The 22059-nt window shown below is 69.4% G+C and carries 26 protein-coding genes; 5 read left to right on the forward strand and 21 right to left on the reverse strand.

The annotated features are described in order from the left end of the window. The first annotated feature begins 8 nt into the window (after positions 1–8). Positions 9–1532 carry an MFS transporter gene (locus R8F63_11760; GenBank protein MDW3219277.1) on the forward strand — a complete coding sequence of 508 codons (1524 nt, stop codon included), beginning with the start codon at positions 9–11 and terminating at the stop codon, positions 1530–1532. Between the two features lie 18 nt (positions 1533–1550). Continuing rightward, on the forward strand, positions 1551–2423 hold the full coding sequence (locus tag R8F63_11765) for a L,D-transpeptidase (protein ID MDW3219278.1): 873 nt from the start codon (positions 1551–1553) through the stop codon (positions 2421–2423). Here the strand turns inward: R8F63_11765 and R8F63_11770 are convergent. The 9 genes from R8F63_11770 to R8F63_11810 are packed head-to-tail and all read right to left on the reverse strand — an operon-like array spanning position 2392 to position 9969. After that, positions 2392–3573 (reverse strand): MraY family glycosyltransferase, encoded by a 1182-nt coding sequence (locus R8F63_11770; GenBank protein MDW3219279.1) that lies wholly within the window; start codon positions 3571–3573, stop codon positions 2392–2394. The two genes, R8F63_11765 and R8F63_11770, sit on opposite strands and share 32 nt — an antisense overlap. 13 nt (positions 3574–3586) lie before the next feature. Continuing rightward, the gene (glyA, locus tag R8F63_11775) at positions 3587–4840 is read right to left on the reverse strand and encodes a serine hydroxymethyltransferase (protein ID MDW3219280.1); all 1254 of its coding nucleotides are present in this window, start codon (positions 4838–4840) and stop codon (positions 3587–3589) included. 51 nt (positions 4841–4891) lie between these two features. Continuing rightward, entirely contained in the window at positions 4892–5338 is a 447-nt protein-coding gene (rpiB, locus tag R8F63_11780; GenBank protein MDW3219281.1) for a ribose 5-phosphate isomerase B, read from the reverse strand. Between the two features lie 9 nt (positions 5339–5347). Further along, the gene (locus R8F63_11785) at positions 5348–5941 is read right to left on the reverse strand and encodes an L-threonylcarbamoyladenylate synthase (protein ID MDW3219282.1); all 594 of its coding nucleotides are present in this window, start codon (positions 5939–5941) and stop codon (positions 5348–5350) included. Further along, entirely contained in the window at positions 5938–6804 is an 867-nt protein-coding gene (prmC, locus tag R8F63_11790) for a peptide chain release factor N(5)-glutamine methyltransferase (protein MDW3219283.1), read from the reverse strand. The genes R8F63_11785 and prmC overlap by 4 nt, the downstream gene beginning before the upstream one ends. Beyond that, the gene (gene prfA / locus R8F63_11795) at positions 6804–7868 is read right to left on the reverse strand and encodes a peptide chain release factor 1 (GenBank protein ID MDW3219284.1); all 1065 of its coding nucleotides are present in this window, start codon (positions 7866–7868) and stop codon (positions 6804–6806) included. The genes prmC and prfA overlap by 1 nt, the downstream gene beginning before the upstream one ends. A gap of 10 nt (positions 7869–7878) precedes the next feature. Next, positions 7879–8442 carry an alpha/beta family hydrolase gene (locus tag R8F63_11800; protein MDW3219285.1) on the reverse strand — a complete coding sequence of 188 codons (564 nt, stop codon included), beginning with the start codon at positions 8440–8442 and terminating at the stop codon, positions 7879–7881. Continuing rightward, complete coding sequence (locus R8F63_11805) at positions 8442–9152, reverse strand: hypothetical protein (GenBank protein MDW3219286.1); 711 nt, start codon at positions 9150–9152, stop codon at positions 8442–8444. The genes R8F63_11800 and R8F63_11805 overlap by 1 nt, the downstream gene beginning before the upstream one ends. 37 nt (positions 9153–9189) lie before the next feature. Next, positions 9190–9969: a hypothetical protein gene (locus tag R8F63_11810; GenBank protein MDW3219287.1), complete on the reverse strand. Its 780-nt coding sequence runs from the start codon at positions 9967–9969 to the stop codon at positions 9190–9192. Between the two features lie 44 nt (positions 9970–10013). Between R8F63_11810 and glpX the strand changes: the two genes are divergently transcribed. Continuing rightward, positions 10014–11006, forward strand: a complete 993-nt coding sequence (glpX, locus tag R8F63_11815) for a class II fructose-bisphosphatase (GenBank protein ID MDW3219288.1) — start codon at positions 10014–10016, stop codon at positions 11004–11006. Positions 11007–11020: 14 nt separating this feature from the next. Here glpX and R8F63_11820 read toward each other — a convergent pair whose 3' ends face one another. Next, a complete protein-coding gene (locus R8F63_11820) occupies positions 11021–11851 on the reverse strand; it encodes a hypothetical protein (GenBank protein ID MDW3219289.1) in 831 nt (276 codons plus the stop codon). A 79-nt stretch (positions 11852–11930) separates the two neighbouring features. Between R8F63_11820 and R8F63_11825 the strand changes: the two genes are divergently transcribed. Both R8F63_11825 and R8F63_11830 read left to right on the forward strand, forming a co-directional pair. Further along, positions 11931–12734, forward strand: a complete 804-nt coding sequence (locus tag R8F63_11825; GenBank protein MDW3219290.1) for a polyphosphate kinase 2 family protein — start codon at positions 11931–11933, stop codon at positions 12732–12734. Next, on the forward strand, positions 12731–13693 hold the full coding sequence (locus R8F63_11830; GenBank protein ID MDW3219291.1) for a hypothetical protein: 963 nt from the start codon (positions 12731–12733) through the stop codon (positions 13691–13693). Before R8F63_11825 ends, R8F63_11830 begins: the two co-directional genes overlap by 4 nt. Here the strand turns inward: R8F63_11830 and atpC are convergent. Genes atpC through R8F63_11885 form a run of 11 tightly spaced genes read right to left on the reverse strand, consistent with a single transcriptional unit; the run spans position 13668 to position 21948 of the window. Further along, a complete protein-coding gene (gene atpC / locus R8F63_11835) occupies positions 13668–14063 on the reverse strand; it encodes an ATP synthase F1 subunit epsilon (protein ID MDW3219292.1) in 396 nt (131 codons plus the stop codon). The genes R8F63_11830 and atpC overlap by 26 nt on opposite strands. Positions 14064–14068: 5 nt before the next feature. Then, entirely contained in the window at positions 14069–15517 is a 1449-nt protein-coding gene (atpD, locus tag R8F63_11840) for a F0F1 ATP synthase subunit beta (GenBank protein MDW3219293.1), read from the reverse strand. 17 nt (positions 15518–15534) lie between these two features. After that, on the reverse strand, positions 15535–16716 hold the full coding sequence (locus R8F63_11845) for a F0F1 ATP synthase subunit gamma (GenBank protein MDW3219294.1): 1182 nt from the start codon (positions 16714–16716) through the stop codon (positions 15535–15537). Positions 16717–16724: 8 nt separating this feature from the next. Then, positions 16725–18347, reverse strand: a complete 1623-nt coding sequence (gene atpA / locus R8F63_11850; GenBank protein ID MDW3219295.1) for a F0F1 ATP synthase subunit alpha — start codon at positions 18345–18347, stop codon at positions 16725–16727. A 34-nt stretch (positions 18348–18381) separates the two neighbouring features. Further along, entirely contained in the window at positions 18382–18906 is a 525-nt protein-coding gene (atpH, locus tag R8F63_11855) for an ATP synthase F1 subunit delta (protein ID MDW3219296.1), read from the reverse strand. A gap of 17 nt (positions 18907–18923) precedes the next feature. Then, positions 18924–19457 (reverse strand): hypothetical protein, encoded by a 534-nt coding sequence (locus R8F63_11860; protein ID MDW3219297.1) that lies wholly within the window; start codon positions 19455–19457, stop codon positions 18924–18926. A 13-nt stretch (positions 19458–19470) separates the two neighbouring features. Continuing rightward, entirely contained in the window at positions 19471–19989 is a 519-nt protein-coding gene (gene atpF / locus R8F63_11865) for a F0F1 ATP synthase subunit B (protein ID MDW3219298.1), read from the reverse strand. A gap of 19 nt (positions 19990–20008) precedes the next feature. Beyond that, entirely contained in the window at positions 20009–20296 is a 288-nt protein-coding gene (gene atpE, locus R8F63_11870) for an ATP synthase F0 subunit C (GenBank protein MDW3219299.1), read from the reverse strand. Between the two features lie 46 nt (positions 20297–20342). Continuing rightward, positions 20343–21113 (reverse strand): F0F1 ATP synthase subunit A, encoded by a 771-nt coding sequence (atpB, locus tag R8F63_11875; GenBank protein ID MDW3219300.1) that lies wholly within the window; start codon positions 21111–21113, stop codon positions 20343–20345. Beyond that, positions 21110–21628: an ATP synthase subunit I gene (locus tag R8F63_11880; GenBank protein MDW3219301.1), complete on the reverse strand. Its 519-nt coding sequence runs from the start codon at positions 21626–21628 to the stop codon at positions 21110–21112. Before R8F63_11880 ends, atpB begins: the two co-directional genes overlap by 4 nt. Further along, positions 21625–21948, reverse strand: a complete 324-nt coding sequence (locus R8F63_11885) for an AtpZ/AtpI family protein (protein ID MDW3219302.1) — start codon at positions 21946–21948, stop codon at positions 21625–21627. The genes R8F63_11880 and R8F63_11885 overlap by 4 nt, the downstream gene beginning before the upstream one ends. Positions 21949–22059: the final 111 nt, after the last annotated feature.

Consider the following 22059-nt stretch of genomic DNA (forward strand, 5'->3'; position numbering starts at 1 on the left):
TTCCAGCCGTGAGCACCCACGTCCTCTCCACAACGACGTGGTGTGACGACACCGAACTCGAGGCCCGCCGCCGGCCCCGGACCGACATCGTCGCCGAGCGCTCCGCCGACGACGCCGGAGTCTACGAGCTCGCGGACGGGCCGTTCCGCGAGTACCGGCGGGAGCTGACGGCCGAGCAGACCGCCGACGGCCGGTGGCGGGTGGAGGAGACCACGACGTACCGCCTGGCGATCCCGGTCTGGGGGTGGCTGTTCCGCCTCCCGGTCGCCCGGGCGCTGCGCCGTCGTCAGGACCATTTCGGCTACTGGTGGGCACCGCCGGACCGCCTCGACGCCCGAGCCGCCAAGGTGCTGGGCCTGCTCGCCGCCGTGCAGATCGTCGATGGGTACCTCGGAACCGTTCTCACCCAGACACTCACGTTCGCGACGGACGAGTTCGGCCACGGCAACAACGCCCAGGGGTGGGTTCTCGGCGTCGTACGGGCCGGCGTGCTGTTCAGCCTCGTGGCCGTCACGCTCGCCGACCGGCGGGGACGGCGCGCGATGCTGGTCGCGGTCGGCGTGACGAGCTGCCTGTTCACCTTCCTCGGCGGCCTGTCGCCGAACATCTGGGCGCTCGGCGGCACCCAGCTCGTCGCCCGTGGCCTGTCGACCGGCCTCGGCATCCTGATCGCGATCATCGCGGTCGAGGAGATGCCCGCCCGGAGTCGGGCGTGGGCCGCGTCGGTCCTCGTGCTGAGCGCCGGGCTCGGCTCGGGCATGGCGGTCTGGGTCCTCCCGATCGCAGATCTCGACGAACAGGGTTGGCGGGCGATCTACCTGCTGGCCGGTTTCGGCACCTTCCTCGTCCTCTGGGTCGGCCGCAGGCTCCCCGAGACCCGCCGATTCGCCGACGCCCTGGCCCACGACCCCGGCGGGGCGCCCCTCCCCGAGGAACGGGACCGGCGCCGCCAACGCCTGATCCTGCTGGGGGTCTCCGCCTTCCTGCTCTCGATGTTCTTCGCGCCGGCCTCGAGTTTCCAGAACGACTTCCTCAAGGACGAGCGGGGGTTCTCGGCCACGAGCATCTCGATCTTCACCGTGGTCACCGCCACGCCGGCCGGGCTCGGCGTTCTCGTCGGCGGCTATCTGGCGGAGACCCGGGGCCGAAAGCCCGTCGGCGCGCTCGGGCTCGTCATCGGTGCGGCCTTGGCCACCACCGCCTACTTCGTGAGCGGCCCCTTCCTGTGGCTGGCCACCCTCGGAGGCGTCGTCCTCGGCGGCATCGCCGTCCCCGCCCTCGCCGTGTACGGCCCGGAGCTCTTCGGCACCCACGACCGGGGGCGGGCCAACGGGGTGATCGTGACCGTCGGCGTCCTCGGCAGCGCCGTCGGGCTCGTGTTCGTCGGCCAGCTGTCCGACCGGTGGGGCGAGATCGGGCCCGCCCTGGCACTGCTCGCCGCCGGGCCGCTGATCGTGGCGTGGCTCGTGCTGCGGCGCTACCCGGAGACAGCCGGCATGGAGCTCGAGGAGATCAATCCGGAGGACCGCTGAGCGGTACCGTTGGTCGCCATGAGTGAGATCGACCGCCGCGCGTTCCTGATCGGCACGGGGGCCCTGGGCCTCGCCGCGTGCGCGGCACCGGAGCGCGATCTCCTCGACGCCTACGAGGACGTGGACATCCCGCTCGAGCCGGGGCCCACGACCCTCCCCTCGAACGACGGCTCGGCCCCGGACACGACCGTCAGCGCCGTGCCCGACCCGACCGGCGCGGCGGCGGGCACGCCGATGGAGCAGCTCATCGCCTCGATCGAGCCGCCCCAGGACCGCATCGGGGTGTCGTTCGTGGCCCGGGCGCCCGATGACCGATCCGAGGTGCCGGTCTACGCCGCCGTCGGAGACGCCGAACCCGCCTGGACGTTCGCCAACCCGATCGACTCCGGCGGCAGCCTCGTCTTCCTGGTCGACGACTTCGACGGGATCGACCACTATCGCGTCCTCCTGCCGATCCGCCCGAACGGATCCTTCGGTTGGGTCCACAAGAACGACGTCGACGTGCTCCGCCACAACCACGCCATCCGCGTCGATCTCGACAACTTCACGATCACGGTGTTCGACCACGAGCAGGAGGTGCTGTCCACCACCGTCGGCGTGGCGCGCGACAACGCCCCCACCCCGCGCGGGCGCTACTACACGACCGAGGTCATACGCCCGACCACCCCGGATTCCGTCTACGGAGCGTTCGCCTACGGTCTGTCGGGCTTCTCCGACACCTTCGTGTCGTTCAACGGCGGACCCGGGCAGCTCGGCATCCACGGCACGAACGACCCGTCGACGATCGGCACCACGGTGTCGTCCGGCTGCGTGCGGCTCACCAACGAGGACATCACGTTCATGGTGGAGGAGCTCGAGGTCAGGAGCGGCGTGCCCGTCGAGGTGATCTGAGCCGCCCCCGGGCCGCCTCGATCGCATCGAGCTCCGCCTCGTCCACCTCGACCGCCGCCCCCCGCAGGCGGGGATGGAAGATGCTGAACAGACCCAGCGCGAGCGCGGCGATCCCGATCGGCACGACGGCGTCGCCCTCGCCCGTGTAGGTCGGGTAGAGCACGAAGGCGGACAGCAGGGCGGTCCAGAGCCACAGGATCAGGACCGACCGACGGTGCCCGTGGCCGAGCCGCATGAGCCGGTGGTGGAGGTGTTCCTTGTCGGCCTCGGCGACGCCGTAGCGTTTCACGGCCCGGCGCATGATCGCGAAGACGGTGTCCGCGATCGGTACCGCGAGGATCAGCAGCGGGATGAAGATCGGGGCGAAGAAGAAGAACGCCTGGCCGGAGAACTCCTCCGTCGTGCGACCGCCGACCGACATCGTCGACGCCGCCATCAGCAGCCCGAGCAGGAGGGCACCGCCGTCGCCCATGAAGATGCGGGCCGGGTGGATGTTGTGGGGCAGGAAGCCGATGCACACGCCGAAGGTGATGCACGCCCAGAGGGCACCGGGGTTCGCCGGGTCGAGCACGCCCTCGTTGCCGAGCTGGAGCGCGTAGAGGAAGAACGTGGCGGAGGCGATCGCCACGATGCCGCCGGCGAGCCCGTCGAGGCCGTCGATCAGGTTCACGACGTTCGCCATGCCGACGACCCACAGGACGGTGACGAGGGCCGACCAGTCGGCGGACAGGAACAACAGATCGAAGAACGGCACCCGGAAGAACAGGATCGACACGCCGGTGAGCGACATCACCGAGCCGGCCAACACCATGCCGGCCACCTTCGCCGGGGCCGAGATCGCCCGGACGTCGTCGACGAACCCCACACTCCAGATGATCCCGGCCGCGAGAACGACCCCGACCATCTCCGTGCGAGCGGCCATCACCCCCGAGAACTCGTCGAGCATCGCCGCGATCGCGAAGGCACCGAGAAGGCCGACGAGCATCGCGGCACCGCCGCCCTGTGGTGTGGCGACGAGATGGACACGGCGCTCGTCGGGCTCGGCGACCGCGCCGATCCGGATCGACAACCGCCGGACCAGCGGGACCGTCAGGAAGGTGATGACTGCCGCGGCGGCGCCGACCGTCAGGTAGGCGGACAGGGCCGGCACGACGAAGCGGGGCTCAGGCCCCGAGCTCGGGGTAGGGCGGGAACCGGCTGCACAGCTCAGCCGCTTCCGCCTTCACCGCGGCCACGGCGGACGAGTCGGCCCGGTCCCGCAGGGCCCGGGCGATGAGGTCGGCCACGGTCGCCATGTCCGCGGGCTGCATGCCCTGGGTGGTCACGGCGGGAGTGCCGATCCGCACGCCGGACGTGACGAAGGGCGAGCGGGGATCGTCCGGCACGGTGTTCTTGTTGAGGCTGATGCCGGCGTCGTCGAGCACGGCCTGCGCCTCCTTGCCCGTCAGGTCCTCGTCGAAGCTGCGGAGATCGACCAGCAGCAGATGATTGTCCGTACCGCCGCTGACGAGACGGAATCCGTGACCGGCGAGCGCCTCGGCCAGTGCCTGGGCGTTCGCCACGATCGCCTTCGCGTAGTCGCCGAACTCGGGAGTGGCCGCTTCACCGAACGCGATCGCCTTCGCCGCGATGACGTGCTCGAGCGGGCCGCCCTGGATCCCGGGGAACATCGCCTTGTCGATCGCCGCCGCGTACTCCTCCCGGCACAGGATCGCGCCGCCCCGCGGCCCGCGCAGCGTCTTGTGCGTGGTGAAGGTCATGACGTCGGCCTGTGGCAGCGGGTTCGGGTGGGCGCCGCCGGCGATCAGGCCGGCGATGTGCGCAGCATCGAACATGAGCAGGGCGCCGACATCGTCCGCGATCTCGCGCAACGGGGTCGGGTCGATGATCCGGGGATACGCCGTGGCCCCCGCCACGATCATCTTCGGCTTGTGCGCCGCGGCCTTGGCCGCCATGTCGTCGAAATCGATGCGCTCGTCCGACGCGGTCACGCCATAGCTGACGAAGTCGTACAGGAGACCCGAGAAGTTCACCGGCGAGCCGTGGGTGAGGTGGCCACCGTGGTCGAGGCTCATCCCGAGCACGGTGTCACCCGGCTCGAGCAGCGCCTGGTAGACGCCCATGTTGGCGACGGCGCCGGCGTGGGGCTGCACGTTGGCGTGGTCGGCACCGAACAGGGCGCAGACCCGACGGCGGGCCTCGTCCTCGATCTGGTCGACGACCATGTTGCCGCCGTAGTAGCGCTTGCCCGGGTAGCCCTCGCTGTACTTGTTGGTCAGGACCGATCCGGTCGCCTTCATCACCGCCGGCGACGCGAAGTTCTCCGACGCGATCAGCTGGATGGTGGTGTTCTGGCGGGTCTCCTCGTCGGTGATGAGACCGAGGACCGGATCGTTGGCGGCGCTGGGCCAGGGCATTCGAGACTCCTCGTGGGCGCGATCACGGCATCGTACCGCCGAGCGTCTCCCTCAGACCGATCGGCCGCCAAGTGCGTCGAGCTTGGCCACGCGACCTTCGTGACGGCCGCCTTCGAACGTCGCGCCGAGCCAGGCGTCGACGGCGTCCATGGCCACCTGGGGCCCGACCAGCCGTTCACCGATGCAGATCACATTGGCGTCGTTGTGTTCGCGGGAGAGTCGGGCCGACGTCGCATCCCAGACGACCCCGGCACGGATGCCGGCGATCTTGTTCGCCGCCATCGCGATCCCGATGCCGCTGCCGCAGACACACACGCCGCCATCGGCGTCGTCGCCCGCGACCGCACGCCCGACCGCGGCGCCGAAGTCCGGATAGTCGACGCGTTCGGTCGAGTCGGTGCCGCAGTCGACGACCTCGTGGCCCGCGTCGCGCAGATGCTCGGCGATCCGCTCCTTCAACTCGAAACCGGCATGGTCGGAACCGACGGCGATGCGCATCACCCGAGCTTATGAGTCGGCGCCGACGACCGCGTCGATGTCCGCCTGGCTGATCGGCCCCTCGCGCAGCACCACCGGCGAGTCGCCGACCACGCTCACGACCGTCGAGGCCGCCCCCGGCCGGGGGCCGTCGTCGATGACCACGTCCACGTCCGCGAACAGTTCGGCGACATCGGCGGCCCGGGCGGGCGGGTCGTCACCGTGCAGGTTCGCGCTGGTCGCCGCGATCGGGCCGACCCGTTCGGCCAGGGTGCGCGCCACGGCGTCGTCGGGGCAGCGAACGCCGAGCGTCTCGTCGTCCCCGGCGGCCAGCGACCCGATGACATGGCGTGGCGCGACGATCGTCAGCGGGCCGGGCCAGAAGCGAGCGGCGAGGGCTTCGCCCGCGGCACCGAGATCGACGAACTGACGGGCCTGGTCGACGTCAGCCACCAGCACGGCGACCTTCACGTCGACGGGTCGGTTCTTCAACCGGAACATCGCCTCGACCGCTCCCGTGTGCTCCGCCGCCGCAGCGAGGCCGTAGACGGTGTCCGTCGGGATCGCCACCACCCCACCGGCGAGCATCGCGGCCACGGCGTCGTCGAGATCGGTCGGGGTCATGGGGCGTCCTCTCGGGTGGCGACGACGGCACGATCGCGGCCGGCCAGGTCCTGGTGGATCGAGGCGACGAAGCCCCGCTGTTCGCATCGGCGCGCGATCGCGACGGTCTGGTCGGGCGCCATCTCGAGCACCAGCGTGCCGTCGGCGGCGAGCCAGCGGACGGACTGGTCGACGATGCAGTGCAGGTCGTCGAGTCCGTCCGGGCCGGCCCGCAACGCGCCGGGCGGCTCCCACTCCCCCACGACCGCGGGAAGGTCCTCGTCGTCGGCGACGTAGGGCGGGTTGGAGACGATCACGTCGAGACTGCCGCACAGCCCGTCGGGCAGGGCGTCGAACCACGAGCCGTCGTGGAGCGACACGCGTGCCGCGGCCCGGCCGAGTCCGGCGAGGTTCGCCCGGGCGACGGCGAGTGCGTCGGCCGAGGCATCGGTGGCCAGCACCCGCGCTGCCGTGCACTCGGCGGCCACGGCCAGGGCGATGGCACCGGATCCGGTGCCGAGGTCGGCCACGAGCACGTCCCGCTCGGTCCCCCGCGCGACCACGGCGTCGATGGCGAGTCCGGCGACGACCTCCGTCTCGGGGCGGGGGATCAACACCCGCCGATCGACCATGAGGTCGAGCGAGCGGAACCCCCACCGACCGAGCACGTACTGCAACGGTTCGCCCGCGGCGCGGCGGGCAACCATCTCGTCGAATCGGGCCAGGGCCCGTTCGGTGACGAGGTCGTCCAATTCGCGATGGAGTTGCCCGGGCGCCGCGTCCGTCAACTCCTCGACGATGCGGCGGGCGTCGCGCTCACCCACCCGGGCCGCGGCCTCGGCCAGCAGCTCCCGCCAGGCGATCGTGCCGTCCCCGTTGCCCATCACTCGCCGGCTTCGAGCTGGCGCTGTCGCTCCTCGGCGACCAGGGCATCGCTCACGTCGTCGAGCTCGCCGGCCAACACACGATCGAGCTTGTGGATCGTGAGGCCGATCCGATGATCGGTGACCCGGTTCTCCTTGAAGTTGTACGTGCGGATCTTCTCGCTCCGGTCCCCCGTGCTCACCTGGCCCCGCCGCAGGTCCGAGGCCTCCTCGGCCGCCTTCTCCTGCTCGATGGCGAGCAGCCGGCTTCGCAGCACCCGCATGGCCTTGTTCTTGTTCTTCAGCTGGCTCTTCTCGTCCTGCATCGAGACGGTGACACCGGTCGGCAGGTGGGTGATCCGCACCGCGGAGTCCATCGTGTTGACCGACTGACCGCCGGACCCACTCGATCGGTATGTGTCGATGCGGAGGTCGTTGTCGCTGATGTCGACCTCGACCTCCTCGGCCTCCGGCAACGCGATGAGCGTCGCCGAGCTGGTGTGCACCCGGCCCTGGGACTCGGTGACGGGCACCCGCTGGACGCGATGGGTGCCCGCCTCGTGCTTCATCCGGGTCCACACCGCATCACCCGACATCAGCGCGGTGACCTCCGTGAAACCACCGAGGTCGGAGGGCGACGAGCCGAGCATCTCGAAGCGCCATCCCTGGCGTTTCGAGAACGCCTCGTACATGTCGTAGAGGTCGCGGGCGAAGAGGTTCGCCTCCTCGCCCCCCGCGGCGCCCCGGATCTCGATGATCACGTTGCGATCGGCGTTGGGGTCCCGGGGCAGCAGGAGCAGCCGGATCGCCTCCTCGTCCGTCGCGATCGCCGCTTCGAGCTCGGCGATCTCGGCCCGCAGCTCCTCCCGATCGTCGCCCGCCGTCTCGGCGAACATCTCGTTCGCCACCTCCAGGTCCCCCGCGGCCGCTCGCAGGCGGCGACCGACACCGACCACCTCGTCGAGCTCCTTGTAGCGACGACCCAGGTCCGCCAGTTGGGACGCGTCGGACTGGACCGCCGGATCGCTCAGGCGGATCTCGACGTCACGGAGCTCCTGTTCGAGGCTCTCGATGCGATCCCACACGCTCGCGAGGCTAGAGGGACCGGAGGAAGGCGCCGACGACCTCGATGATCTCGTCGTCGAACGAGGGCTTGGGGTCGTGGCGCTGCCCCTCCAGCCAGTGGACCTGCGTCGGACCCGCGATCGCGCCGATATGGGCCTCGAGCTCGTCCGGCGTGCCGAAGGGGTCCCGGTCGCCGTTGACGAAGAGCGTGGGCACCGCCAGATCCGCGAAGTGTTCGATGCGCAGACGTTCGGGCTTGCCGGGCGGGTGGAGCGGATAGCTGAGCAGCACCACCGCCGACGCCGGAAGTCCTTCGGCGATCGCCATCGAGCAGATGCGCCCGCCCATCGAGCGGCCGCCGAACGCGAGCCGGTCGGCCCGCACGCCGAGCGTGGACGCGGCGATCTCGACCTCGTCGTGCAGCGCAGCGATGAGCTTCGGCGCCCGGTCCGGTGCCTTGCGGCCCTCCTTGCGGTACGGGAAGTCCATCCGGTACACGGGCAACTGGAGGTGCTCCTCGAGCGCCACGAGCAGCCGGTGCGACGAATCGCCGCCCGCGCCATGGGTGAGAACGAGGCCGGAGGGCTTCACCATCAGCGGGCCAGGAGGATACGACGGGCCTCGCCGATCTCGGCGATCTTCTGGGCCGCGTCTGCGTCGGCGCCACCGTGGTCGGGATGGGCGGCGAGCAGGGCATCGCGATAGCCCCGCTGGACGACGCCCTTCGCCGGCCGGGCGTCGAGACCGGAGAGTCCGAGCACGCTCATCGCCCAGCCCACCGGGTCGGCCATCGCGCTGGTGGAGAGGGCGTGGCGGCCGCGGCCCGCGAGATGGGCGAGCAACGCCGGCCCGATGTCGCCGGTCCACGCGAGGCCCCGACGGATCGCCGCCAGCACCTCGCCGCGGACCGCGGGCGGGAGCAGGCCCGCGGCGTAGACGGCGCCGAGCACCTGCTGCGACGGACCACCCTTGCCGGTGGTGAACTGGAGGCGCATGGCGTCGGTCTCGTCGTCGCGATGCAACCGGTGGGCACTGCGGGTGAGCCCTACCCGGTCGTCCTGGAAGCGGTGACGAAGGCGGGGTTGCGGGATCCGTCGACCGGCTTCGAGCTCGTGGGTCAGGGCGACGATGTCCGGAACATCGTCGGGATCGAGGTCGAGGACGAAACGCGCCGCGACAGCACCGAGGAGCAGGCCGCCGAACCCGGGGGCGGGGTCGCAGGGCAGCACCGTGTTGCCGACCGCGACCCGCCGGGTGGGCGCGATGGGGCGGGAGTGACACACCTCGATCTCGGCCAACAACATCGTCCAACGCTAACGCGCCGGGCGGGGTTTCGAGAGGTCAGATGATGCGCTGGAGCGTGTCGCGCAGGCGCACCGCCAGATCGGTCACGTCCGCGTCCGTCGCGTCCTCATCCTCGAGCAGATCACACAGCTCCCCGGCCCCGTCGCGCAGCGACGTCCAGTTGGTGGCCGAGAAGCCGAAGGGTGTCGCCGTTCCCGCGAGACGGCGCCCGTGTTCGAGCACGCCGAGCACCCCCTTCGAATCGTGCACGTCACGACGGAGTCGGTCCGCCGCCCCGAAGAGGGCGCTCAGCAGATCGTTCGCCTCCAGGCCGTCCAGCTCCTCGAGGCCCTCGTCGGCGGCACGGGCGAGCAGCTCCTCGATGACGAGCTCGACCTGCTCCTCGTCGGCTTCGTGACAGACGAGATCGCCGTCGGCGTCGAACTCGTGGGGTACGCCCACGGCACCGAGCCGCTCCGCGAGGAGCGCCTGGAGCTCGCCGCCCCAGCCCTCCATCTCGAAGGCGACCTGCGGCTCATCGGGGTCGAGCTCACGCGCCTCGGCCTGTTCGACCTCCTCGAGGAGCGCGTCCACCTCCTTCTCGACCGACTCGTGGGCCAGCAGGGTGGTGCCCTGCCAGCTGTGGGTGACCCCGTCGGCCAGCAGCAGTTGGGCGAGCATCGACCTCGACTCGGCCGCCCACTCGTGGAGTTCGTAGGCCAGCCACTCGCCGTCGGCGTCGTCGGTCAGCTCCTCGACCGCCTCGTCGTCGACGGCCGGGGAGGAGTCCTCCGGATCGGCGTCGTTGCGGTCCTTGCGTCGATTCCGGAATGCCACGGCCAACATCCTCGCATGCCGTCGGGCCGACTACCGTTCCCAGGATGACGAATCAGGACCTGCCGGACCGCAACCTCGCACTCGAACTCGTGCGCGTCACCGAGGCCGCCGCGATGGCTGCGTCGCGCTGGATGGGCCGGGGCGACAAGGAAGGAGCCGACGGTGCGGCGGTCGACGCGATGCGGATCGTGCTCGACACCGTCTCGATGGACGGCATCGTCGTGATCGGTGAGGGCGAGAAGGACGAGGCCCCGATGCTGTTCAACGGGGAGAGCATCGGCGACGGTTCCCCGCCCCAGACCGACATCGCCGTGGATCCGATCGACGGCACCACCCTCACGGCGCTGGGTCGCGGCAACGCGATCGCCGTGATCGCGGTGGCCCCGCGCGGAACGATGTTCGACCCGGGACCGTGCGTCTACATGGAGAAGATCGCGGTCGGTCCCCAGGCCGCCGGCGTCATCAGCATGGACAAGTCGGTCCGGGAGAACCTGGAGGCCGTGGCCGAGGCCAAGCGTGAATCCGTGCGGGACCTCACGGCGGTCATCCTCGACCGCGACCGGCACGCGGAGATCATCGCCGAGGTCCGTGACGCCGGCGCCCGCATCCGCCTGATCCCGGACGGCGACGTCGCCGGGGCGATCAGCACCGCGTGGCCCCAGTCCGGCGCCGACATCCTGTTCGGCATCGGGGGCACGCCGGAAGGTGTCATCACCGCCGCCGCCCTGAAGTGCATGGGCGGCGAGCAGCTGGGTCGGCTGTGGCCCCGCAACGAGCGGGAGCGCAACGATGCGGTCGACGCCGGCTACGACCTCACACAGGTGCTCACGGTCGACGATCTCATCCGCAGCGACGACTGCTTCTTCGCGGCCACCGGAATCACCGACGGCGAACTCCTCCGCGGCGTCCGCTTCGACAGCTACGGCTGCCACACGGAGTCATTGGTGATGCGGTCCCGGTCGGGCACCGTGCGCAAGGTCGACGCCCACCACCAGATCGACAAGCTGAGCGAGTTCAGCGCCGTCGACTACGGCTGAGCGGTCGACGGCGGTCAGGCGTCGGCGGAGACGCCGGCGTCGTAACGCTCCAGCAGGAGTTCCTGCAGGCCCCGCAGCGGCGCCTGGAGGCGCACGGCGGACTCCTCGACGATGCGCTCGGCTTCGCTCCGGGCCCGCTCGTAGCCGACCAGGGCGAACTCCTGGTGGCGCCACGGAGGCTGCCCGGCGAGCATCGAACAGCGATGGTTCACCCGCTCGGCGAAGGTCTCGGACCACTGACCTTCGGCGAAGCGCTGATGGGCGTCGTCGCCGCCCGCGTCGCGGAGATAGGCGGCCTTCAGCGACTCGACGTCGGCGGTCGCCTGGGCTCGCATCGCCTCGTCGCCGTGGCGACGGGCCTCGTCGAGCGTGTCGCTCGTGGGGAGCACGCTGAGCACCTCGGCCATCTGGTGATGGAGGTCGAGGCAACGGGATCCGACCTCCTCGGCGATGAGCACCCGCAGCGCGGTCGGGTCGTCGCCCGGATCGGCGGCGGCGGCGTCGACCAGCGACTTCAGATCCGTTTCCGCGACCTCCATGGTCGTGATGATCCGCTGCTCGAGCCACGAGACGATCTCCTCGACGGCGGTTCGGACGCTGCGGCTCTGGGGCTTCACCGTCGCATCCCAGTACGCGTCGGCGTCGGCCAACTCGGGATAGGGCACGGCGTCCGGCGTGGTCATCGCCCGCTGGACCTCCTCACGCAGTGCTTGCAGGAACGCCGGTGTCGGACACGCCGGCTCGAGCACGGCGTGGACCCGTTCCCGGGCGTCGTCGATGGCGCTGCGGAACTCGTCAGCAAGTGCGATTTCGGTTGCGCGCGTGGTGTTGTCTTCGGGGGACAACAGACACACCTCCCCTACGGATTGGACTCCTGCATTCCTTGTCGGCACATTCATGGCCCGGATCAAGCAAGCTACACGGATGGACCACACGCCGTATCTCGTCGCCCCCGGTCAACCCGTCGACCTCCGCGCCTGGACGACCGACGACGACGGGGGTCTCGACAAACGAGCCGCGAAGGACCGGACCGACGACCTGAACGATCGGCTCGAAGCTCTCCAGGAGCTGCTCTACGCCGAGGGGAAGCACAAGGTCCTGGTGGTCATCCAGGCGACCGACACCGGCGGCAAGGACGGCACGATCCGCCACGTGTTCGACAAGGTGAACCCCCAGGGCGTGAAGGTCGCCTCCTTCAAGAAGCCGACGGACGAGGAGCTCGGCCACGACTTCCTCTGGCGGGTCCACCGCCAGACACCGAAGTCGGGCGAGATCACGGTCTTCAACCGCTCGCACTACGAGGACGTCCTCGTCGTGCGCGTGCACGATCTGGTCCCGCCGGAGCAGTGGGAGCGGCGCTACGAACACATCAACGCCTTCGAGAAGCTGCTGGCGGACGAGGGCACCACGATCGTCAAGCTCTACCTGCACCTCTCCAAGGACGAGCAGCGCCAGCGGCTTCAAGATCGGCTGGACGAGGCCGACAAGAACTGGAAGTTCGATTCCGGTGATCTGCGCGAGCGAGCCCACTGGGACGACTATCAGGAGGCCTTTCGTGTGATGCTCGAGCGCACCAGCACCGACCACGCTCCCTGGCACGTCATCCCGGCCGACCGGAAATGGTTCCGGAATCTCCTCGTGAGCGAGATCATCGTGGACACGCTCGAACAGCTCGACATGGCGTTCCCGCCGGCGGAAGAGGGCATCCGGGATCTGGTGATCGAGTGACCCGAGGCATCCCACGGGTCAGCTTCCGTGACGTCGGTGACCTGGACAACGCGATCAAACGCGCCCTCAGCGCGTTTCCGGCCGACATCGACCTCGTCGCCGGCATCCCCCGCTCCGGGCTGCTCGCGGCCAACCTCTTCGCTCTGCACCGCGGCGTCCCCCTCGCCGACCTCGACGGCCTGCTCGAGGGACGCGTGCTCGGAACCGGGGCTCGACTCGACCACACCGCCGACACGGACATCATCGAGTCCGCCCGTCGGATCCTCGTTTTCGACGACAGCGTGTTCTCCGGCTCCGCCATGGCCAAGGCCCGCACGCGCATCGACGCCTCGCCGCTCGCCGACCGGGTGATCTACGGCGCCGTGTTCGTCATCCCGTCGGCCGCCCATCTCGTCGATGTGGCGTGCGAGCTGGTCCCCCCGCCCCGGGTGTTCTCGTGGAACCTCATGAGCCACAGCGTCCTCGAGCGCGCCTGTGTCGACATGGACGGCGTGCTCTGTGTTGACCCGACGCCCGAGGAGAACGACGACGGACCCCGCTACCGGGAGTTCCTCCGCACCGCTGCGCCGCACATGCTCCCGGGCCGCGAAGTCCAGGCGATCGTCACCTCACGGCTCGAGAAGTACCGACCCGAGACCGAGGCCTGGCTCGCCGAACACGGGGTCGTCTACCGGGCGCTGCACATGCTCGACCTCCCCGACGCCGAGACCCGCCGGGCCCTGAACCCGCACGCGGCGTTCAAGGCGGAGATCTACAAGCAGAGCGACGCGATCCTCTTCGCCGAGTCGCACCCGGGGCAGGCCCGCGAGATCGCCCGCCTCGCCCGCAAACCCGTGGTGTGCACCGACGACGGCAGCTTCCACCAGGGCCTGATCGGCCCGGCCCGGACGGTACGCAGCCGACTCGGTCGGGTGCGCCGTCGGCTGCGAAAGCTCAGTCCGCGCCGCTGGCGACCCTGAGCCGGAGCTCGGCTCGACCCAGCGCGGCCGCCGCCTCGGCATCGTCCGCATCGGCCTGGAGCGCCGCTTCGGCCCGCTGCCTGGCGGCCTCGGCCCGGCCGACGTCGATCGCGTCGCGCGTCTCGGAGACATCGCTCAGGATGGTGACCTGGTCGCCGCTCACCTGCACGAAGCCGCGATGCACGGCGAAGGTGTCGCGGTCGCCGTCGTCACGGATGACGTCGACGGACCAGACGGCGAGCGTCCCGATGAAGGGCACGTGGCCGGTCTGGAAGGCGATGTCGCCACCGTCGACCGTGCGCGCGACGACCATCTCGGCCTGACCGGTGTAGGACACCGACTCCGGGGAGACGACCTGGACCTCGAACATTCGGCTCAGTCCTCCGCCTGCAGCTCGGCGGCCTTGCGCTCGGCGTCCTCGGCGCCACCGACCATGAAGAAGGCCTGCTCGGGCAGGTGATCGAGATCACCGTCGATGAGCGCCTCGAAGGACTCGATGGTCTCCGTGACCGGCGTGAAGATGCCGTCCTGGTTGGTGAAGGTCTTCGCGACGAACATGGGCTGCGACAGGAACTTCTGCACCTTGCGGGCCCGGTCGACCGTGATGCGGTCCTCCTCGGAGAGCTCGTCGAGGCCGAGGATGGCGATGATGTCCTGCAGCTCCTTGTAGCGCTGGAGGACCTCCTGCACGCGGCGGGCGACGTTGTAGTGACGGTCGCCGACGACCAGCGGGTCGAGGATGGTGGACGAGGAGGACAGCGGATCCACGGCGGGGTAGATGCCGAGCGCCGCGATGTCACGCGAGAGCTCGGTGGTGCCGTCGAAGTGGGTGAACGAGGTGAACGGGGCGGGGTCGGTGTAGTCGTCCGCCGGCACGTACACGGCCTGCAGCGAGGTGATCGACTTGCCCTGCGTCGAGGTGATGCGCTCCTGGAGCTCGCCCATCTCGTCGGCCAGGGTCGGCTGGTAACCCACCGCCGACGGCATGCGGCCGAGGAGGGTCGACACCTCGGAGCCGGCCTGCACGAAGCGGAAGATGTTGTCGATGAAGAGCAGCACGTCCTGGTTCTGCACGTCACGGAAGTACTCGGCCATGGTGACGCCGGAGAGCGCCACGCGGAGGCGCACGCCCGGCGGCTCGTCCATCTGACCGAAGACGAGGGCGGCCTTGTCGAGCACGGTGGTCTCACCGTCGCCCATGACCGTCTCACCCATCTCGATGAAGAGGTCGGTGCCCTCACGGGTGCGCTCGCCGACACCGGCGAACACGGACACACCACCGTGGTTCGAGGCCACACGGGTGATCATCTCGGTGATGAGCACCGTCTTGCCCACACCGGCACCACCGAACAGACCGATCTTGCCACCCTCCTTGTAGGGGGTGAGCAGATCGATGACCTTGACGCCGGTCTCGAACATCTTCGCCGACGGCTCGAGCGAGTCGAACGACGGTGCCGCCCGGTGGATGTTCCAGTACTCGTCCACCGTGAGGCCCGGCTCGTCGAGGCACTCGCCCATGACGTTCCAGATGTGACCGAGGGTGCCGTCGCCCACGGGGGCCTGCACACCGTGACCGGTGTTGCGCACCGGCGCACCCCGGGTGAGGCCGTCGGTGGGCTTCATGGCGATGGCCCGGATGCGGTTGTCGCCGATCTGCTGGGCGACCTCGGCGGGCACGTTGATCGTCTCGCCTTCGACGGTGACGTCGAAGTCGAGCTGGGTGTTGATCTCGGGCAGGTGCCCGGGCGGGAACTCGACGTCGACCACGGGGCCGGCGATGCCGACGATGCGGCCTTGCTTGAGATCGTTCTCGGTGACGGTCATTGCGGTGGTGCTCCTGGTCAGGATTCCGGAGAGGGGTGGGTGTTGGCGAGGGTGAAGCCGGCGGCCTGGGCCGATGCTTCGCTGTCGAACCAGACTTCGGCGCCGGTGACCGCATAGGAGCGGCTGTCGGGCCGGTGGTACAGCATCGAGTCGGCGTTGCCCTTGATGATGAACGCGGCGGACGGTGCCGAACCGTCGGCGAGCGGGGCCGCGGACCCGGGGCCGTAGGGGCCGGCCTCGAGCACGGCAGTCGCGGTGTTCGACGAAACGGTCGACGCCTCGAACGAGGGGGACTTCGCGTCCTTTTCCGAGCCGAGCGCCTCGGCCCCACCGACGATCTCCATGATCTCGGTGGTGATGGAGGCCTGGCGGGCGGCGTTCATCTCGCGGCTCAGCTTGGTGATCAGGTCCTCGGCGTTGTCGGTGGCCGACTTCATCGCCCGCTGGCGGTTGGCGTGCTCCGACGCGGCGTTGTCGAGCAGGGCGCCGAAGAGCCGCGCCTCGATGTAGCGGGGCAGCAGGGACTCGAGTACGGCTTCGGGTGACGGCTCGAACTCGAAGGCCGCCGCGGCCGCGGCGTCGCCGCTACCTCCCTCGGCCATGACCGCGGTGTCCTCGAGCGGCAGGAACCGGCGGACCGAGACCCGCTGGGTGCCCATCGAGACGAACTCGGTGTAGATGAGCTCGACCTCGTCGACCTCGCCGCTGATGAAGGCGTTGGCGACGTCGTCCGCGATGCGGCGGGCGTCCTCGTAGGTCGGATCGGCGGTGAAGCCCTCGTACGAGTAGTCCACCCGATAGTTGCGGAAGCGGAAGTACGCACCGGGCTTCTTGCCGACACAGAAGAGGGTGTAGTCCTTGCCCTCCGTCTGGTGGGCCATGAGCTGACGCTCGCCGGCCCGGATCGGGTTGGTGTTGAAGGCACCGGCCAGACCGCGGTCGCCGGCGATCACGATGAAGCCGACCCGCTTGACGTCCTCGACCTCACGCAGGAGCGGATGGTCGACGGTCGCCCCGCCGGCGGCGAGGTTCTCGATGACCGAGGTGATCTGGCGGGCGTAGGGTCGGGCCGCATCGGCGCGCTGCATCGCCTTCACGACGCGGGTGGCGGCGATGAGCTCCATGGCGCGCGTGATCTTCTTCGTCGACTGGATGCTGCTGATGCGGCGGCGGAGCTCACGCTCCTTCCCTCCCGGCATGGGTTACCTCAGCCCTCGTCTCGCGTGATGTCTTCTTCGGGCAGGGTGACATCCGAGTCGACCAGCTCGGTGTGGGCACCGCCCTGCGCCTCGGCCTCGGGCTCGTCACCGGCGACGACGCTGGGGACGAACTGGTCGGCGAAGCCCTGCACGGCGGCGGCGAAGGCGTCCTCGTCACCGATGATGCCCTGGTCGCGGATCGTCTCCATGATGTCGCTGTGGCGGGTGTTGAACCACTCGATCAGCTCACGCTCGAAGCGCAGCACGTCCTCGACGGGCAGGGCGTCGAGGAAGCCGTTGGTGCCGGCCCAGATCGAGACGACCTGCTCCTGCACGGGATACGGCGAGTTGACGCCCTGCTTCAGCAGCTCGGTGAGGCGGTAGCCCCGCTCCAGCTGGGCCTTCGACACGGCGTCGAGGTCCGAACCGAAGGCGGCGAACGCCTCGAGCTCACGGAACTGGGCGAGGTCGCCCTTGAGCGTGCCCGTGGCGGTCTTCATGGCCTTCACCTGGGCGGCACCACCCACGCGGGACACCGAGATGCCCACGTCGACGGCCGGACGGATACCGGACTTGAAGAGGTCGTCCTGCAGGAAGATCTGACCGTCGGTGATCGAGATCACGTTGGTCGGGATGAACGCCGACACGTCGCCGGCCTTCGTCTCGATGATCGGCAGGGCCGTGAGCGAGCCGGCGCCGAGCTCGTCGGAGAGCTTGGCGGCCCGCTCGAGCAGACGCGAGTGCAGGTAGAACACGTCGCCGGGGAAGGCTTCGCGCCCCGGCGGACGACGCAGGAGGAGCGACACCTGGCGGTAGGCCTCGGCCTGCTTCGAGAGGTCGTCGTAGATGATGAGCGAGTGCTCACCGTTCTCCATCCAGTGCTGGCCCATGGCGCAGCCGCCGTAGGGAGCGAGGAACTTGAACGGGGCCGGGTCGGACGCCGGCGCGACCACGACGGTGGTGTACTCCATGGCGCCGAGCTCTTCGAGCGTGGCGACGGACTGGGCGACCGTGGAGGCCTTCTGGCCGATCGCCACATAGATGCACTTCACCCCGAGACCCTTCTGGTTCAGGATCGTGTCGAGGGCGATGGTGGTCTTGCCGGTCTTGCGGTCACCGATGATGAGCTCGCGCTGGCCACGACCGACCGGGATGAGCGAGTCGATCGCCTTGATGCCGGTCTGCATCGGCTCGTGCACCGGCTTGCGGCCGGTGATGCCGGGGGCCTGGATCTCCATGCGGCGGGGCTGGACGTTGGTCAGCGCGCCCTTGCCGTCGATCGGCTCGCCGAGCGGGTTGACGACACGACCGAGCAGGCCGTCGCCGACCGGCACGGAGAGGATGTCGCCCGTGGCGACCACGGTCTGTCCCTCCTCGATGCCTTCCACGTCGCCGAGGACCACGGCGCCGATGGAGTCCTCGTCCAGGTTGAGCGCCAGGCCGATGAGGCCGTTCTCGAACCGGAGCATCTCGTTCACCGCAGCGTCGGGAAGACCCGACACCCGGGCGATGCCGTCGCCGACCTCGAGCACGCGGCCCACCGTGGTCTGTTCGACCGACGGGGAGAACCCTTCCAGGTTCGCCCTCAGGGCGGCGGTGATCTCGTCGGTGTTGATCTGCAGATCAGCCATGTTTCTGTGTATCTCTCTGTGCGAAGAATGCAGGTCAGCCGAGATGGCTCTTGACCTGGGCGAGGCGGCTACGGACACTTCCATCGATGACGGTGTCGCCGATCGTGGTCACCACTCCCCCGAGCACGGAGGGATCGATGATGACCTTGATCTCGACATCCTTGCCGGTGGCGCTCTTGAGCGAGGCCGCCAGCCGGGTCTTCTGATCGTCGCTCAGCGCGACGGCGGAACGAACCTCGGCGACGTCCTTGCCGTGGGCCGCGGCGCCCTTGGCCACGAGGGCCCGGGCGATGGCCGGCAGGTCCGCGGCCCGACCGGCGCCGACCACGAGGGACACGGCGGCGGAGGTCACCTTGGACGCCTTGCCCTGCAGGAGGTCTTCGACGACCTGCTGACGACGCTCGGCCGGCACGTAGGGGTCGGACAGGGTGTTGCGGAGTTCGTCGTTGCCCTCGAGTGCCTGGGCGAAGCGGAAGATCTCGTCGTCCGCCCCGGTGGCACCCTCGGCGCGCAGGACGGCGAGGAGAGCCTCTGCATATCCGTCGATGGTGTCGCTCATGGTTCTGTTCCTGTGGGTCAGCGGGCGAGCTGACTGATGTAGTCGTCGATGAGGGCGGACTGGGTGGATGCGTCGTCGAGGTTGGACCGCACGACCGCATCGGCGGCGGTGCGGGCCTGGTCGGCGACGGCCGCCCGGAGATCGCTGAGGGCCTGGTCGCGCTGGGCCTGGATCTCGATGCTCGACCGTTCCTTCGCGTCGGCGATGTCGGACTCGGCCTTCGCGATGAGGTCCGTCTCGAGCTTGGCCGCCTGCTCACGGGCGTCGGCGATGATCTTCGCCGCTTCCGCGTCGGCGTCACCGAGCTGTCCGGAGAGCGTGGTCAGCTCGGCCTCGGCCTCGGCCTTGGCGGCCTTGGCGGCGGCGAGCTCGGCCTCGATGCGGGCGGTGCGGGCCTGCATCGCCTGCTTGATGGCGGGCACGCCCTTCCACACGAAGGCGATGACGATGATGCCGAAGGCGAGCGAGCCCCAGAGGAACTCGTTGAAGTCGCTCGGGATGAAGTCCCCGTTCGGGCCTTCAGCGGCGAGGATCGCGGTCAGGTTGGGCATGGGGAGTCTCCGATCACTCGGCCGCGAGGGCCTGGTCGATGACGGACTGCTGGGAACCGGCGTCGAGCTCGCGACCGAGGACGACACCGGCCGCGCCGACGGCGAGCGAGGCGACATCGCCCCGCATGCCCCGCAGTGCGGAGGCACGGGCGTCGTCGATCTCGGCCTGCGCCGCACGGCGCAGCTCCGCGATCTCCGCGTCAGCCTCGGCCTGCTTGGCCGCCCGCTGTTCGTCGGCCCGGCCTCGGGCCGCGGCGATGATGTCGGACGCCTCGCTGCGAGCCGCAGCCAGGGATGCCTCGTAGTCGCGACGCGTCGAACCCAAGGCGGACGTCGCCGCATCGGCGGCGTCGCGGTCGCTCTGGATCGTCGACGCGCGGTTCTCCATCGCCCGCTGGATGGGCGGGAGGAGCACGTACTTCATCAGCGTCCAGAGCGCGATGAAGAAGATGGCGGCCCACACGATCTCGTTCACCTCGGGGATGACGGGATTCGGTGGGTCCTCCGTGCTCTCAGCGGCAAGGACCAACATCAGGTTCACGACGGGTACCTCAGACGAACTTCAGCAGAATGAAGACCACGAAGCCGATGAGGGCGAGTGCCTCGGTGAAGGCGATGCCGAGGAACATGGTGGTCTGGACCTGACCGGCGGACTCGGGCTGACGGGCCATGGCCTGGACGGCCTGACCGACGAGGTAGCCGATGCCGATGCCCGGGCCGATGGCCGCGAGGCCGTAGGCGTAGCCGGCGCCGGTGGCGGCGGCTGCGTTCTTGGCATCGTCAGCAGTCGGGGCTTCAGCATCAGCGGCAAGCGCAGCAAGCTGGCTCAGGGTGCTCATTTGGGTGCTCTCCTGGATTGTTTGGGTAGAAGACTTGGTTGAAGGATCAGTGCGCCGGGTGAAGCGCCATGCCGATGTAGACGGCGGTGAGGATCGTGAACACGAAGGCCTGGATCAGCGACACACCGACCTCGAAGGCGGTGAAGGCGAGCAGGCCGGCGAAGGTGAACGGCTCGACGATGAACAGCAGCGAGGCCGAGAACACCGAGATGCACAGCACCGAGAAGGTGACGAGCAGGATGTGGCCGGCGAGCATGTTGGCGAAGAGACGAACGGCGTGGCTGAAGGGCCGGATCAGGAAGTTCGACAGGAACTCGATCGGCGTGACGAGCAGGTAGAGGGCCTTCGGCACGCCCGGCGGCACGAGGACTTCCTTGATGTAGCCGAGCCCGTTGTGCTTGATGCCCACCGAGATCCAGGTGACGTAGACGATCAGGGCGAGGACGAGTGGTCCGGCCATGCGGGCGTTGCCCGGCATCTGGAAGAAGGGGATGACCTCGGTGATGTTGCCGATGAAGATGAAGAGGAACAGCGAGGTGAGCAACGGCATGTAGCGCCGTCCGTCGGGGCCGATCGCGGCCTGGACGACCTGGACGTCGATGAACTCGACGATGCCCTCGGCGACGGTGCGGACTCCGCGGGGGACGAGGCCGTCGCCACGGGCGGCGATCAGGAACAGCGCGGTGGGGAGCAGGAAGCCCAACCCGTAGATCAGACCGATCTTGTTGAAGGCGAAGTAGTCGCTGCCCTCGAAGAGGAACGCCGGCCACTCGATCACGTTCTCGATCGGTGGGAACTCCACGGCTCCGAAAATCACGTTTGCTCCTGTTGCTGGACGTTGCCCGTCTCAGGCTGCTCGACGACGATGCGGCGTTCGTTGGCGGGCGGCTTGAGCCCGGGAAAGGCTAGCGAAGCCGACACGAAACGCATCTCCCAGAAGAGCAATCCGAGATGGGAAATGATCAGGGAAAGACCGAGCGGGACCAATTCGACCCACGGCTCGTTGCGTACGAGTAGCACGACGATGGTGATCAGGCCGAGTCGGATGAGGAATCCGAACAGGGCCGCGCCCGCCATCACGGCGAGCGAGATGCGGGCGGCCCACCCGAGCATCGCTGCGGCGAGCAGGAAGTTGACGACCACGATGCCGAGGCCGAGCGCCACGGAGACGGCGCCGTCCGTGCCCCAGAAGAGGGCGCCGATGATGATCGAGATCGGGGCGATCATCGTGCCGCGGCGGGCGAGGTCCTTCGCCACGGCGACGGCGGGTGAGGGCCCGTCGAGACGTTGAGCGAGCACGTTCGGCTGCGAGGTGGTCGGGAAACCGCTCACGACGCGACCTCGCGGTCCGCGGCGCGAGCCGTGTCCTTGGCGGCGCGGGCCTGCGCGCGAAGCGCCGCGGCCTCGGCGAGCATGCGATCACGTTCGATCGCCGCTGCCTCCATGCCCCGCTTCCACTCGTAGTAGACCTTCGCCGCGGCACCGACGGCGCCGAAGAGGAGCAGGCCGATCGTGAACAGGGGTGTCGTCTCGAGGCGCCGGTCGAGCCAGAGCCCGCCGAGCGACAGGATGACGGGACCGAGGACGAGGTCGTAGCCACCGCTGGATCGCCAGAGGGCTTCTTGAAGCTCGCGCTGCGCGTTCCGTGCCATCGGGGACCTCGTGCGGTACGAAACCGCTGGCCGGCGGGCCCCATTGCCCGCTCGTGAAACCATTCACAACCTAGCCGCGCGACCTGGACGAGGCAACCCGAACCACAGCCG

This window comes from Acidimicrobiales bacterium, assembly GCA_033344915.1.
In the GTDB taxonomy this organism is placed as follows: domain Bacteria; phylum Actinomycetota; class Acidimicrobiia; order Acidimicrobiales; family Aldehydirespiratoraceae; genus JAJRXC01.